At 54.1% G+C, this 14,233-nt stretch carries 15 protein-coding genes and 3 tRNA genes; 2 read left to right on the forward strand and 16 right to left on the reverse strand.

What is annotated here, in order from left to right; all coding sequences use genetic code 11:
• Nucleotides 1–53 precede the first annotated feature (53 nt).
• The 7 genes from AAE045_RS11230 to uvrY form a co-directional block, all read right to left on the reverse strand.
• Nucleotides 54–629 carry a UPF0149 family protein gene (locus AAE045_RS11230; RefSeq protein ID WP_455547793.1) on the reverse strand — a complete coding sequence of 192 codons (576 nt, stop codon included), beginning with the start codon at nucleotides 627–629 and terminating at the stop codon, nucleotides 54–56.
• A gap of 162 nt (nucleotides 630–791) precedes the next feature.
• Nucleotides 792–877 (reverse strand) — tRNA-Leu (locus AAE045_RS11235).
• Nucleotides 878–888: 11 nt separating this feature from the next.
• Nucleotides 889–962, reverse strand: a tRNA-Cys gene (locus tag AAE045_RS11240).
• A 51-nt stretch (nucleotides 963–1,013) separates the two neighbouring features.
• Nucleotides 1,014–1,089: transfer RNA gene (locus AAE045_RS11245), tRNA-Gly, on the reverse strand.
• 159 nt (nucleotides 1,090–1,248) lie between these two features.
• On the reverse strand, nucleotides 1,249–1,797 hold the full coding sequence (pgsA, locus tag AAE045_RS11250) for a CDP-diacylglycerol--glycerol-3-phosphate 3-phosphatidyltransferase (RefSeq protein WP_455547794.1): 549 nt from the start codon (nucleotides 1,795–1,797) through the stop codon (nucleotides 1,249–1,251).
• Nucleotides 1,798–1,855: 58 nt separating this feature from the next.
• Nucleotides 1,856–3,688 carry an excinuclease ABC subunit UvrC gene (gene uvrC, locus AAE045_RS11255; protein ID WP_455547795.1) on the reverse strand — a complete coding sequence of 611 codons (1,833 nt, stop codon included), beginning with the start codon at nucleotides 3,686–3,688 and terminating at the stop codon, nucleotides 1,856–1,858.
• Nucleotides 3,681–4,340, reverse strand: coding sequence for a UvrY/SirA/GacA family response regulator transcription factor (uvrY, locus tag AAE045_RS11260; protein WP_455547796.1), 660 nt, complete (start codon nucleotides 4,338–4,340; stop codon nucleotides 3,681–3,683). The genes uvrC and uvrY overlap by 8 nt, the downstream gene beginning before the upstream one ends.
• Nucleotides 4,341–4,821: 481 nt before the next feature.
• Here uvrY and AAE045_RS11265 point away from each other — a divergent pair, with 481 nt between their 5' ends.
• On the forward strand, nucleotides 4,822–5,046 hold the full coding sequence (locus tag AAE045_RS11265) for a DUF2594 family protein (protein ID WP_455547797.1): 225 nt from the start codon (nucleotides 4,822–4,824) through the stop codon (nucleotides 5,044–5,046).
• A gap of 71 nt (nucleotides 5,047–5,117) precedes the next feature.
• Here AAE045_RS11265 and sdiA read toward each other — a convergent pair whose 3' ends face one another.
• From sdiA to AAE045_RS11310, 9 genes are all read right to left on the reverse strand, one after another.
• Nucleotides 5,118–5,840, reverse strand: coding sequence for a transcriptional regulator SdiA (sdiA, locus tag AAE045_RS11270; RefSeq protein WP_455548056.1), 723 nt, complete (start codon nucleotides 5,838–5,840; stop codon nucleotides 5,118–5,120).
• 225 nt (nucleotides 5,841–6,065) lie between these two features.
• Nucleotides 6,066–6,818, reverse strand: a complete 753-nt coding sequence (gene tcyN / locus AAE045_RS11275) for an L-cystine ABC transporter ATP-binding protein TcyN (RefSeq protein ID WP_455547798.1) — start codon at nucleotides 6,816–6,818, stop codon at nucleotides 6,066–6,068.
• Nucleotides 6,815–7,483 (reverse strand): cystine ABC transporter permease, encoded by a 669-nt coding sequence (gene tcyL / locus AAE045_RS11280; protein WP_455547799.1) that lies wholly within the window; start codon nucleotides 7,481–7,483, stop codon nucleotides 6,815–6,817. The genes tcyN and tcyL overlap by 4 nt, the downstream gene beginning before the upstream one ends.
• Nucleotides 7,484–7,563: 80 nt before the next feature.
• The gene (gene dcyD, locus AAE045_RS11285; protein WP_455547800.1) at nucleotides 7,564–8,550 is read right to left on the reverse strand and encodes a D-cysteine desulfhydrase; all 987 of its coding nucleotides are present in this window, start codon (nucleotides 8,548–8,550) and stop codon (nucleotides 7,564–7,566) included.
• A 130-nt stretch (nucleotides 8,551–8,680) separates the two neighbouring features.
• The gene (gene tcyJ / locus AAE045_RS11290) at nucleotides 8,681–9,481 is read right to left on the reverse strand and encodes a cystine ABC transporter substrate-binding protein (RefSeq protein WP_455547801.1); all 801 of its coding nucleotides are present in this window, start codon (nucleotides 9,479–9,481) and stop codon (nucleotides 8,681–8,683) included.
• 85 nt (nucleotides 9,482–9,566) lie between these two features.
• Nucleotides 9,567–10,118, reverse strand: a complete 552-nt coding sequence (gene fliZ, locus AAE045_RS11295; protein ID WP_455547802.1) for a flagella biosynthesis regulatory protein FliZ — start codon at nucleotides 10,116–10,118, stop codon at nucleotides 9,567–9,569.
• A gap of 38 nt (nucleotides 10,119–10,156) precedes the next feature.
• Nucleotides 10,157–10,876 carry an RNA polymerase sigma factor FliA gene (locus tag AAE045_RS11300; protein ID WP_455424955.1) on the reverse strand — a complete coding sequence of 240 codons (720 nt, stop codon included), beginning with the start codon at nucleotides 10,874–10,876 and terminating at the stop codon, nucleotides 10,157–10,159.
• Nucleotides 10,877–11,036: 160 nt separating this feature from the next.
• Nucleotides 11,037–12,539: a flagellin N-terminal helical domain-containing protein gene (locus AAE045_RS11305; RefSeq protein WP_455547803.1), complete on the reverse strand. Its 1,503-nt coding sequence runs from the start codon at nucleotides 12,537–12,539 to the stop codon at nucleotides 11,037–11,039.
• Between the two features lie 24 nt (nucleotides 12,540–12,563).
• A complete protein-coding gene (locus AAE045_RS11310) occupies nucleotides 12,564–12,776 on the reverse strand; it encodes a hypothetical protein (protein WP_455547804.1) in 213 nt (70 codons plus the stop codon).
• Between the two features lie 29 nt (nucleotides 12,777–12,805).
• Here AAE045_RS11310 and fliD point away from each other — a divergent pair, with 29 nt between their 5' ends.
• Nucleotides 12,806–14,221 carry a flagellar filament capping protein FliD gene (fliD, locus tag AAE045_RS11315; protein WP_455547805.1) on the forward strand — a complete coding sequence of 472 codons (1,416 nt, stop codon included), beginning with the start codon at nucleotides 12,806–12,808 and terminating at the stop codon, nucleotides 14,219–14,221.
• Nucleotides 14,222–14,233 lie beyond the last annotated feature (12 nt).

Raw genomic sequence — 14,233 nt, forward strand, 5'->3', positions numbered from 1 at the left:
TATAGAGGCATGACAAAAAGGCCGGGGAGAATCCCGGCCTTTTTCGTTTGTCATCAGTGCAGGTTAGCGTTCTGCTTGCTTTGCCAGTAGGCCAGGATGCTGAGCGCCGCTGGTTTGATCTTCTCAATGCTGTCTAAGAAGTCTTCATGGTTCATGGTGTCCAGGTCGTCAAACCGCTCTTCCAGACCGTGCAGGGCAATCGGCTCCATCATCGTGACCAGCTCGGCCGGCAGCGGATCGACTTCCCACAGCAGCACGCCGCGCATGTAGCCAAAGCACCACTCTTCAACGATGGTAAACTCCTGGTCTTCAACAAGGCTTATGCCAAACAGCGGTTCATACTGCTCGGGGTAGCTGCTAAGGCGCTCTGCAATGTCGTTGACGTGCCTGAAGGTCAGCTCGACAAATGTTTTCAGCTCGTCCTTAGATTCCCACAGCGGCTGATCGCCCTCTCCGCCCCAGAATGCCTCAAACGTGGCTTCCGGTCCCACGTCCTTCGGCCCGGAGAGGATGGCGGTGAGCATGCCGTCCATTTCAGCCATGTCCATGATGGAGCGCTCGGTGGCGTGCTTCATCAGCACGGCATCAAGCCATTCGATTTCTTCTTCGGTTAACGGTCCCTGGTTCATTATGCGAACTCCAGTTGGGGTAAATTTTGCCGACGCAAGCCGGTAGATGATAGGCGAATAATAGAGAAGACGGGAGAAAAGGGAAATCGCAGGCAATAAAAAACCTCCCGTAGGAGGTTTACACGACACTGCTTATCATTGATTTTATTCTTTTTATTCCCGTGGTGCCCGGGGTGGGACTTGAACCCACAAGGCCATAAGCCGAGGGATTTTAAATCCCTTGTGTATACCGATTTCACCACCCGGGCGCTGGGAAAAGTGGAGGCGCGTTCCGGAGTCGAACCGGACTAGACGGATTTGCAATCCGCTACATAACCGCTTTGCTAACGCGCCTTAATCTTTTACCTTTGCAGGCTGTAACAGCTGAACGCTATTACATAAATCTGGAGCGGGAAACGAGACTCGAACTCGCGACCCCGACCTTGGCAAGGTCGTGCTCTACCAACTGAGCTATTCCCGCAAATTTTGAATCAGTGACTGTGTTGCTAATCACTTGATTTTATTATCTTCCGACAAGCTGTGCCGCCGTTCGATGCGTTGCATTCTACTTAGATGGCGCAGTGAGTCAATGAAATTTTCCTTCCTGGCGTTTCGTTTGCTGAATTTTACGCCGCTTAGATCACGGTTCGAGCAAATCACCGCGCGCGGCGGCTAAATACTGGAACATTGACCAGAAAGTCAGCACCGCGGCAATGAAGAACAAACCGATGCCGAGGTATTCAATCCACATGTTTGGATGCCACAGCATGCCGATCAGCGCCAGCATCTGCGCCATGGTTTTGGTTTTGCCAATCCATGAGACGGCCACGCTGCTGCGCTTGCCGATTTCTGCCATCCACTCGCGCAGGGCAGAGATGATAATTTCACGGGCGATCATGGTCGCCGCAGGCAGGGTCACCCACCAGGCATGATAATGCTCCACGACCAGCACCAGCGCGACAACCACCATCACTTTATCCGCAACGGGATCGAGGAAGGCGCCAAAGCGGGTGCTCTGGTTCCAGCGGCGCGCAAGAAAACCATCAAACCAGTCCGTGATGGCTGCCAGCCAGAAGATGAAAGCGCAAAGGAACGGCGCCCAGGTGAACGGCAGATAAAAAGCCAGCACAAAGAATGGGATAAGGATGACACGGAACAGAGTAAGCAACGTTGGGATATTAAATTGCATAGTGCCGGATAACTGTCTGTCGTAAGTGGGAAATTGTCCCTATGTTGCTACAGAGACCTCAATGTTTCAACGAGTAGTAGATCTTTTCTGCCAGGGCCTGCGAGATACCGGGCACTTTTGAGATTTCTTCAACGGTCGCGTTCATTAACGGTTGCAATCCGCCCATATATTTCAACAGCATTTGGCGACGTTTTGGCCCAATGCCTTCAATTGTTTCCAGCGTGCTGGTGTTTTTAACTTTTGCCCGCTTTTTGCGGTGCCCGCTGATGGCGTGATCGTGGGACTCATCGCGAATATGCTGAATAACGTGCAGCGCGGGCGAATCCGGCGGTAATGAGAAGCCCTCGCCCTCTGGCTCGAAGAACAGCGTCTCCAGACCCGCTTTACGATCGGTGCCTTTGGCAACGCCCAGCAGCAGCGGGTGATGCTTATCCCACGCCACGTCCAGCTCCGCGAACACGGTTTTAGCCTGGCCTAACTGCCCTTTCCCGCCGTCGATAAGAATAACGTCCGGGATTTTGCTCTCTTCTATATCTTTGCCGTAGCGACGGCGCAGCACCTGGTTCATCGCCGCATAGTCATCGCCCGGCGTGATGCCCGCAATATTATAGCGGCGGTATTCGGCGCGCAGCGGACCGTTAGCATCAAACACCACGCAGGAGGCAACGGTCTGCTCCCCCATCGTATGGCTGATATCGAAACACTCCATGCGCTTAATGTCCGGCAGCTCAAGAACCTGAGCGAGGGCGTTAAGCCGCTGATGGATGGTGGACTGCTGGGAAAGTTTGGTCACCAGCGCGGTGGCGGCGTTGGTGCGGGCCAGTTTCAGATAGCGGGCACGGTCACCGCGCGGTTTGGTCTGCACGTTGATGCGACGCCCGGCGACTTCGGAAAGCGAGTCGGCCAGCAGGGTTTTGTCCGGCAGCGTAAAGTCTAGCAGGATTTCGCCCGGCAAGGTCCGCATCTGGCTGCCCTGCAAATAGAACTGACCGACAAAGGTTTCCACCACTTCGGCAAGCTCCGTGCCGCCCGGCACCTTCGGGAAATAGCTTCTGCTGCCCAGCACTTTGCCCTGGCGGATAAACAGCACATGAACGCAGGCCATGCCGGAGTCAAAGGCGACGCCGATGACGTCCAGATCGTCTCCGGTATTAGAGACAAACTGCTTCTCGGTGATGCGCCTTACCGCCTGAATCTGGTCGCGTATGCGCGCAGCCGCTTCAAATTCGAGGTTTTTGCTCGCCTGCTCCATTTGCCCGATGAGCTGGGTCAGCACCTGGTCATCTTTCCCCGCAAGGAAAAGACGGACGTACTCAACCTGCTGCGCGTACTCCTCTTCAGAGACCAGCCCCGCCACGCAGGGGCCAAGGCAGCGGCCAATCTGGTACTGCAGGCAGGGACGCGTACGGTTGCGATAAACGCCGTTCTCGCACTGGCGAACCGGAAACACCTTTTGCAGCAGCGCCAGGGTTTCTCTTACCGCGTAGCCGTTCGGGAAGGGGCCGAAATACTCACCCTTCGCGTGTTTGGCGCCACGGTGCATTGCCAGCCGGGGATGGGTGTCCGCGCTGAGAAAGATAAAGGGATAGGATTTGTCATCGCGCAGCAGCACGTTGTAGCGCGGCTGGTAGAGCTTGATGTAGTTATGTTCAAGCAGCAGCGCTTCGGTTTCGGTATGGGTGACGGTGACGTCAATATGATGGATGAGCGCCACCAGCGCTTCGGTTTTGCGGCTCGACAGATTGCTTCTGAAGTAGCTCGCCAGGCGCTTTTTAAGATCTTTGGCTTTACCGACGTAGATAACCGTGCTGCTGGCGTCGTACATACGATAGACGCCAGGTTTGCTGGTTACCGTTTTAAGGAAGGCTGCAGGCTCGAAAATTTCACTCACTACTGGTTAACGTCTCCGCGTTGAACAACCCATGGCGAATGGCCAGGTGAGTCAGCTCAACGTCGCCACTGATATTCAGTTTACTAAACATTCGGTAACGGTAGCTGTTCACCGTTTTCGGGCTCAGATTAAGCTGCTCAGAGATCTCATTGACCTTCTGACCTTTGGTGATCATTAGCATAATCTGTAATTCGCGCTCGGACAAACTGGCGAAGGGGGTTTCGCTTTTTTCCGGCTCAATCTGACTCAGGGCCATCTGCTGGGCGATATCCGAAGCAATATAGCGCTGGCCCGCATTCACCGAACGAATAGCATTCACCACATCCTGGGGCGCGGCGCCTTTGCTCAGGTAGCCGGAAGCCCCGGCCTGCATAACTTTGGCCGGCAGTGGGTTTTCCGTATGGATGGTGAGCATAATAATTTTGATGTCTGAAGAATAACGGGCAATTTTGCGCGTGGCTTCAAGTCCGCCGATGCCGGGCATATTCATGTCCATCAAAACCACATCAACCGGATGGGTGCGACACCATTTCACGGCGTCCTCACCGCAATTTGCTTCACCTGATATCTTAATCCCTTTGATATCTTCAAGAATGCGTCGTATCCCTGCGCGCACCAGTTCGTGGTCATCAACAAGAAGAACGTTGATCAAAGGAAACTCTCCAGAAAAGGGATAACGCTGATAAATGCTCAGGCGGGCATATTAACAGGTTTTGAGAGTAACTTTAAAATGTAAAAATAGAGAAAGCAGGATCGCCCGCAGTTTTCGGAACTTTAATTTTACATGCGCCGTACAGCTCACGCCCCGCATGTTAATTCTATGCAAAAACATCTATTTTCAATGAATGTTTAAAAAAGGCTATTAACTATCGTTCTCTGAAGCACTTCAATGGATTACGCTGGCTGCAATTTAACTTTTACCAAACAAATCTTAAACATTTTTGTTTTAATTAACAGTTTGTGACCTAATAAGTATGGACACGCGGTAAAGTGGCAGAAATTCTAAACATGGCTATAAACTAAACGCGGGCTTTAGCACTAATAATTGCGCGAATCTCTGTGCTATACTCCGCCGCCTTACGAAAGCCGTTGCGCTGAATGACGGTGTACTAACTGAGACTTGAGGAAAGTAAATGAGCACTCCTGATTTTTCCACCGCTGATAACCATAGCGAACTGGCTATCGAAGTCACCTGCCTGAAAGTGATGTTAACCCAGATGTTGAAAGCAATGGGCCAGGCCGATGCAGGCAAAGTCATTATCAAAATGGAAAAGCAAATCGCTCAGATGGAAGACGCGGCGCACGCTGAAGTATTTGGTAATACTGTTAAGCAAATTAAACAAGCCTATCGCCAGTAAGCGGTGAGTGACGGCGGAGTGAAGCTGGTTTCATCCGCCGTTTTCGTCTGGCACGCAGAACGTAAATTCCCTCAGATTATCCCCATCGCCGCGGCATAGCAGGCTATCTGCGTTTTATTCGGCGCGTTAAATTTCTTCTGCATATTTTTCTGATGAAAATTCACCGTATTCTCCGAGATCGATAAAATCATCGCTATCTCCGACGATGTTTTCCCCTCGCCCGTCCACTGCAAAATCTCTCTTTCCCGCCTGCTCAGCTTCAGCGACATCGGCTCAACGGAGGGATCTTCCAGCCTTGCCAGCGTCATTAAGCTCAGCTCCGCAAGATACTGCAAACGTGCGTTTAGCTGGTCGTCCGGCAGTAATTTTCCCTTTACGGATGAGCGGGATACCGACAGCAGCCCCGCCGCCCTGCTCGGGGACATCACGCACTGGGTGATGCCACGGCGCAGGCCATGATCCCGCGCGGCGTCCCAGAATTCAGGCGTGCCGCTAAAAAGCTCGTCGTTCCAGGGCAGAAAGCCACGCATAAAATTCATCGGCTGCAGCACCGGATCGATGGCGAAATAGTTTTCTTTCTGGTAATGCTCGAGCCAGGCCTGGGGGTAAGTGGAAATAACCGAGGTTTTGGGCCGGGTAAAAGGCACCGGATGCCTGACGCAAAAAGCGAAGTAATCAAATTCCAGCCGCTGCGTCTGTTGGTGAAGCGTGGTGGTAATATCGCTGGCATCAGTCATTGACTGGAAAATAGCGAGTATTTCCCGTCGCCAGCTAAAAAAGTCGCAATCCCGCATTATTTCTGGCGTATCTCCATCGCTATATATATTCATTTTTTGAATGCCTAACGCTAACACATTTAGCCGTTTTATATGTGTGATTTATTATGCGGCCGATCGGTTTGGGTGAACGCCTTTTTAAGCGTCATTATTAATGAGGGGGGAACGCCGCTTATTTAATTTTGTTCCGTGATAATGATCGGCCTTACTTCCGCCCTCTCCGGGCGGAGAGGGCAAAGCAAATTACTGGGTCAAAAACTTCTCAAGGAACTGCCGGGTGCGGGGCTGCTGCGGGCTGGCAAACAGCGCTTTGGCAGGCCCCTGCTCCACGATGCGCCCCTGATCCATGAATATGGCCCGGTCCGCTACGTCTCGGGCAAAGCTCATTTCATGGGTCACGATCACCATCGTGCGCTTTTCCTGCGCCAGCTGACGAATGGTGCTCAGCACCTCGCCCACCAGTTCAGGATCCAGCGCGGAGGTAGGCTCATCAAAAAGAATCACTTCCGGACGCATCGCCAGCGCGCGGGCGATAGCCACGCGCTGCTGCTGCCCGCCGGACAGCCGACGCGGATAGCTGGTCTCTTTCCCCGTCAGCCCTACCTTCGCCAGCAGCTCACGCGCGCGGGCCGTGGCCTGTTCTTTCGGCTCGCCTTTTACGATGACCGGTCCTTCAATAATATTTTCCAGCACCGTTCTGTGCGGGAAGAGGTTGAAGCTCTGGAACACAAAGCCAACATGCTGGCGCAGCTCGCGCACGAGGTTTTTCTGTTTGCTGAGCGACCGGGCGGCGTCAATAGTGATCTCGCCGACCTGGATCGTGCCGGATTCGGGCTGTTCGAGCAGGTTAATGCAGCGCAGCAGCGTGGTTTTACCGGAGCCGCTTGGCCCGATAATCGCCACTACCTCACCCTCTTCCACCGTCAGGTCAATGCCGTGGAGCACCGCCTGACCGTGAAACTTTTTCACCAGCTGTTTAACGTTGATAGCACTCATTTGGGATCCCTGTCCTGACGGTTAAGCTGATTTTCGAAGTAGTTCTGCAGGGCAGACAAAACGGTCGCCATCACCCAGTAAATCAGCGAGGCGGCCAGGTACATGGTGAAGACCTCCAGCGTGCGCGAGGTGATCAACTGCGCCTGGCGGAACAGTTCCGGCACCTGAATGGTCGCCGCAAGGGAGGTGTCTTTTACCAGGCTGATAAAGCTATTGCTGAGCGGCGGCAGCGCCACGCGCGCTGACTGCGGCAGAATGGCGCGACGCATGGTCTGCCAGCGCGTCATGCCGATGCTGGCGGCGGCTTCCCACTGCCCTTTATCGATAGAGGAGATAGCCGCGCGCAGCGTTTCTGAGGCGTAGGCCGCAGTATTGAGCGACAGGCCAATCATCGCCGCCGGAACAGGATCCAGCTCGATGCCGAACTGCGGCAGGCCGTAGTAGATCATAAACAGCTGGGCGATAAGCGGCGTGCCGCGGAATATCGACACGTAAAAGCGCGACAGCAGCGAGAACGGCAAAAATGCCGACAGGCGCATCATCGCCAGTATAAAACCGAGCAGCAGCCCGAAGAACATGCCGCCGATACTCAGCTGTAGCGTGAAAACGGCCCCGCGGAGGAGATAAGGTGCCGAATCGATCACCAGTTGCAGACTTTCTTGCATCGTAAATTACACCCTGTCCTGCTTGTTCTTTTTATAAAAATGGTGGATGACGCTTTGCTTATCCACCCTACAAAAACCGGTTAAACGTGCGGATGGTAGGCGAACAGCGCCGGAGCCCCACCGGTATGCACGAAAATAATCGGGCCGTTATCTTTAAAGCGCTTTTGCGCCACGCCGTCGATTAGCCCGGCCATCGCCTTTCCGGTATAGACCGGGTCAAGCAGAATGCCTTCCAGACGGGCCAGCAGCTTAATGGCCTCCAGCCCCTCTTCGTTCGGCGTGCCGTAGCCCGGCGCAAAATAATCGTCCCACAGCGTGATGGGCGCCCGGGCCGTTAAATCAAGGGAATGCGCAACGGACTGCTGTAGGGCCTCAACTTTCGGCTGCTGCTGGGCAACGGTGCGGGACACCGTCACGCCGATTAACTCAACGTCCGGCATCACCTGCTCCAGCCCAACGGCCAGCCCCGCGTGCGTTCCCGCGCTGCCGGATGCCACCACCACGGACGAGACGCTCACCGCGCTGTCGCACTGCTGGGCAATTTCCAGCGCGCTTTCCACATAGCCCAGCGCACCCAGCGCGTTCGAGCCGCCAACCGGAATAACGTAAGGGCGGAACCCCTGGGCTTCCAGCCGGATGGCAAGGTCCTCAAGCTGGGCGTCCGGCGCGTGCAGCGCGTCGCACATTTCGATTTCCGCATCGAAGAGATCGAGCAGCAGCCGGTTGCCGTTAGTGAGATAGTTTTCCGCATGCGTGGCAATTGGGTTTTCGAGCAGCGCCACGCATTTCAGCCCCAGCTTTGCCGCAACCGCCGCCGTCTGGCGCACATGGTTTGACTGGATCGCCCCCGCCGTGACCAGCGTATCGGCCCCCTCGCGCAGCGCGTCCGCCGCCAGAAACTCGAGCTTGCGCAGCTTGTTGCCCCCCAGCGCCATTGGCGTGGTGTCATCACGCTTGATGAAGATTTCCCGGCCAAGGTAGTCAGAAAAACGCGGCAGGTACTCAAGCGGCGTAGGCGCGCCGATAAACTCCAGGCGCGGGAAACGGGTCAGATTGTGCAACGACATGAGCTACTCCATTAAACCGATAGGTAAATCCACATCCTTCATTATGTACCAACACGGGCCGCCGCCCGCAAATACAAATAAAAAAGGCGGATCACGCTTTCACGTATCCGCCCGGGGATCTGCTCAGTGCTTATTTGGTGACGTCAGCACCGAACCATTTTTCAGACAGCTTTTTCATCGTGCCGTCTTTCTGCATATCGGCAATGGCCTTGTCGATAGCGGTAACCAGATCTTCGTTGCCCTTACGAACCGCAACGCCCGCTTCCTGACGGGAGAAAGCATCGCCCGCTACGGCCAGCGTGTCCTTGGTTTTCTTCACCAGATCCAGCGCCGCCAGGCGGTCAACCAGAATGGCGTCGATACGGCCTACGCGCAGATCCTGATATTTTGTCGGGTCGTCATCATAGGTGCGAACGTCTACGCCCTGCACGTTTTCACGCAGCCACTGTTCGTAGTTGGTGCCCAGACCCACGCCAACCTTTTTCCCCTTCAGGTCAGCCGCCGTTTTGATGCTGCCCTCATTGCCTTTTTTCACCAGCGCCTGGATACCGGATACGGTGTACGGCGTGGAGAAGTCATACTTCTTCTTACGTTCGTCAGAAATCGTGACCTGGTTAATCACCACATCGATACGTTTGGAGTCCAGCGATGCCAGCATGCCGTCCCATTTGGTGGGTTTCAGCGCGGCCTTCACGCCTAAATGCTGAGCAAGCTGCTCGGCGAACTCGACCTCAAAACCTGTCAGCTTGCCGTCGTCACCCTGGAAGCTGAACGGAGGATAGGTGCCTTCCAGCCCAACCAGCAGCGTGCCGCGCTCTTTAACTTTATTGAGTAAATTTTCTGCCGCGAAGGTTTTTACGCTTGCCCCGGCAACCAGCGCCACAGCCAGCACGCCCATCAGCGCCTGACGTCCTACCATTGCTATTTTCATTTTTACCCCAGCGATGCATTATTTTGTCGTAGTGTAGCGACTTGCCGTTAGCCGTCAAAACCAGTCCGCTACAACTTATTCCATATTAATATATATCTGAAGTTGCTTTATTTTCCTGCCCGCTAACGGACAGATTTGCGATCTGCATCTGAAACTGCCAGTACTTACGCAGCGCAATGCGGTAGTTGTTGGTGCTGCCAGGCGGCAGCCATGCCTCAAGGGAGTCATCCAGCAGCTGCTGTAAGCTGTCAGGCGCGGGGATGTTCTGTTCAGCAAGATGGTTGCCCAGGCGACGCAGACGCACCACATATTCGCGGATGGTGCCGTGGCTCATTTCCGTCTGCTCAAACAGATACTGCTTAAAGCCGATGATGTCGAAGTAGTTGCCCTGCTCTTTGCAGTGCAGGTCGCCGCAGAAGCGGCAAAGCGCCATCCACTGCTGCTGTTCGGTGAGCCAGGCGGCCTCGTCAATGGGCGTGTCGAGCTGCGCGATGGTCGCTTTGTTGACGATCTCTCCGCCGCGCGTCAACGTGATACGGTCAAGAAGCTTGCCGCAGTGCGCGCAGTGGGTCTGCGTGTGCTTAAAGTCTTTCAGGTAGCGGCTTAGTGGCCGTCTTTTCGGTTGCTGCACCGTCATGTTAATGTCCAGGTGGTCTGCCAGTCGTGCGGCACTCCCTACAACTTACCCAGCTTGATGCGTAAGCGTTTGATCGCCTGGCTGTGCAGTTGGCTGACCCGCGACTCCCCCACTTCCAGAACGGCGCCAATCTCTTTGAGGTTGAGCTCTTCCTGATAGTAAAGGGTCAGCACCAGCTGTTCGCGTTCCGGCAGCGCTTCAATCGCTTCCATCACCCGTCCGCGCAAATTGCTTTCCAGCAGATGCTGCAAAGGATTTGCCTGTTGGTGCTCTTCGGTAACCAGCTCGATACTGTCGCCGTGCTCTTCCCGCCACTCGTCATAAGAGAAGAGCTGGCTGTTATTGGTGTCGAGCAACATCTGACGGTACTCTTCGAGCGGGATATCCAGACGCGCCGCCACTTCCGTTTCCGTCGCGTTGCGCCCCAGCTCCTGCTCCAGTTGACCAATCGCCTGTGCCACGCCGCGGGCGTTACGCCTGACGCTGCGCGGCACCCAGTCGCGGCTGCGCAGTTCATCAAGCATTGCCCCACGGATGCGCTGCACCGCGTAGGTGGTAAATGCCGTTCCTTGCAGGGCATCATAGCGATCGACTGCGTTTAACAACCCGATGCCGCCCGCCTGTAGCAGATCGTCAAGTTCAACACTCGCCGGCAGACGAACCTGCAGGCGCAATGCTTCGTGACGCACCAGCGGAACATAACGCTGCCACAGCGAGTGTTTATCCATCACACCTTCAGCGGTATACAGTGAATTCACGATAAACAGCCCTGCGTTAGTTGAGTTATCGGCATGATTATCCGTTTCTGCAGGGGTTTTAATCGTCAGAATAGTGGGCGAAAGGGGGGGTTATTTGCGGGTATGGGAGCGGAAAAAACAAAAAACCCTGCCGGAGCAGGGTTTTACAGGTTTAAGGCGATTAGCCCTGCAGCAGGGACAGAACCTGCTGTGGCACCTGGTTAGCTTTAGCCAACACGGAGTTACCGGCCTGCTGGATGATCTGCGCTTTAGACATGTTGGACACTTCGGTCGCATAGTCGGCGTCCTGAATACGGGACTGCGCTTCAGACAGGTTGGTGGTAGTGTTGTTCAGGTTGGTTACCGCAGAATCCAGACGGTTCTGGATAGCACCCAGGGAAGAACGGAATTTATCAATTTGGCTGATAGCATCATCCAAAGCTTTCAGAGGATCAGAGGTAGATTTCTGAGAAGCTGCGGCGTCTGCACTGATCAGGGTAGTAGCACCTGCAGCAGTTTTACCTAAGAAAACAGCTTGTGTGGTGGTGGTGCCACCAGCATCAGTGAAGGAAGCAGTTACTTCGTCACCAGCTGCGTTCACGTCGTATTTCTTGCCATTGATTGACAGGGTGCTGCCTTGTTTAGTTGCGCCCTGCAGATCCAGGTCGGATTGTTTTGCAGCACGGTTATCAAGAGTTGCCGCTGTTGTTAACTGGCCAGTAGAAGCATCTGTGTAGATTGCCTGGCCACCCAATGCAGCTGATGCACCAACAGTAGAAGTACTACCAGTAGTTGACAGAGCAACATCTTTACCACCGATGGTCGCTTTAAAGGAGGCGTTACCATTAGCATCCGCATCACCAACTAAAGTCAGCTCAACGTTGTTAACGGTAATTTTATCGCCATCTTTTTTACCAACTGCTTTAGTTGCGATAGCAGTAGCATCAGCAGCGGTAGAGATTTTACCTGCGTTATCTGTAGTAGCATCGACAGTGAACGAACCATCAGCCGCGCTGATGTACTGTGCTGCGTTACCGGAAGTCACTGCCCCAGATGAAACATCTACGTTATATGTAGCAGCCCCAACTTTATAATTATCAGTACCGGTTGCGCCAAAATCAGCAATCAGAGCGCCGCCAGTGACTTTCTGAGCGCCATCTACGCTGAAGCCTGACAGGCCCAGCGTTTTGGAATCAATTTTTTTCAGATCGATAGAGATAGTTTCGCCATCGTTAGCACCAACCTGAATCTTCATGGAGCCGTCTTTAGCCAGCACGTTCACGCCGTTGAACTGGGTCTGGCCCGATACGCGGTCAATTTCGTCCAGACGGGATTTGATTTCGTCCTGGATTGAAGACAGGTCGGAATCGGAGTTAGTCCCGGTGGTAGCCTGAACGGTCAGCTCACGTACACGCTGTAAGTTGTTGTTGATTTCAGACAGCGCGCCTTCAGTTGTCTGCGCCAGAGAGATACCGTCGTTGGCGTTACGGGCAGCCTGAGTCAGACCTTTGATGTTAGAAGTGAAACGGTTAGCAATCGCCTGGCCCGCAGCGTCATCTTTCGCGCTGTTGATACGTAAGCCAGAAGACAGACGCTCAATAGAACTGGACAGAGCGGACTGGTTCTTGTTGATGTTGTTCTGAGTAATCAGCGAGAGGCTGTTGGTATTGATGACTTGTGCCATGATTTGTTTTCCTGTGTTTCAACTCTAGGGTTTATGGGTTGGGTTTCCACCCTTCGGCTCCACGCCGTTAAACCTGTTATCGTCTGGTCCCCCACAACCTTTAGATTTTTTTTCTCCTCCTGCCGTTATTTTTTTAGCGGCGGAAATACTCTTTACCGCTGCCGCTATTCCCGCCATTAAAAAAAACAAATTAATCGTAAACTTTGTGTTTTCCAGGCCGATAATCCCGGTATTCATTATATGCGTCGATACGTTAAGGAAAAAATATGGCAAGTATTTCAACGCTGGGAGTCGGGTCTGGCCTGGATCTGAGCAATATTCTGGACGGCCTGGAAGCCGCGCAAAAAGCGACCTTAAAACCTATCTCTACCCAACAGACTTCCTATACCGCAAAGCTCAGCGCTTACGGCACCTTAAAAAGCGCGCTGGAAACCTTCCAGACTGCGAATAGCGCACTGAATAAAGCCGATCTGTTTACTGCCACATCTACAAGCAGCAGTTCTGATGCATTCAGCGCAACGACAACCGGCAATGCCGTTGCCGGGAAATATACGATTAGCGTTACCCAGCTGGCCCAGGCGCAAACGCTGACGACCAAAAATTCTCAGCCGGACAGCAAAACGGCGATTGCCACCGGCGACAGCGTGCTGACTATCCAGCAGGGCGGCGATAAAAAGCCCGTCAAGATTGATATCAGCGCCGCTAACTCTTCCCTGGCCGGTATCCGAGACGCGATCAACAATGCCAAAGCGGGCGTCAGCGCCAGCATCATCAACGTCGGCGGCGGCCAGTACCGCCTGTCCGTGACCTCTGACGATACCGGCAGCGACAACGCCATGAGCCTTAGCGTCAGCGGCGACAGCGCCCTGCAATCCTTTATGGGCTACAGCGGCACCAGCACCGACGCCGGTAACGGCATGGAAGAGAGCGTTACCGCGCAGAACGCCGAGCTGACCGTTAACAACATTAAAATTACCAACAGCAGCAACACCATCAGCGATGCGCTGGAAGACATCACCCTTAACCTGAACGATGTCACCACCGGCAACCAGACGCTGACCATCACCAAAGATACGTCGAAAGCGGAAACCGCCGTTAAGGCCTGGGTCGACGCTTATAACGCGCTGCAGGATACCTTCGGCACCCTGACCAAATACACGGCGGTGGACACCGGCGCGGACGCCCAGGACACCAGCAACGGCGCCCTGCTGGGTGACAGCACCCTGCGCACCATCCAGACGCAGCTGAAAGGCCTGCTGACCAATGCGCAAAGCAGCTCTTCTTTTAAAACGCTGGCGCAGATTGGCATCACCACGGACCCGGACACCGGCAAGCTGGAGCTGGATAACAGCAAGCTGGAAACGGCGCTGAAAAAAGATGCTTCCGGCGTTAAAGACATGATTGTCGGCGATGGCAAAACCTCCGGCATTACCACCACCATCGGCAGCAACCTGACGAGCTGGCTGTCCAGCACCGGGATTATCCAGGCCGCCAAAGACGGCGTCAGCAAGACGCTGAACAACCTGACCGATCAGTACAACAAGGCCAGCGACCGCATCGACACCGAAATGGCCCGCTATAAAGCGCAGTTTACCCAGCTGGACGTGCTGATGAACTCGCTGAACTCCACCAGCAGCTATCTGACCCAGCAGTTTGAGTCAGCCAGCAGCAGTAAAAGTTAATTAACCCAGGAG

The organism is Dryocola clanedunensis (assembly GCF_038405435.1).
GTDB lineage: Bacteria > Pseudomonadota > Gammaproteobacteria > Enterobacterales > Enterobacteriaceae > Dryocola > Dryocola clanedunensis_A.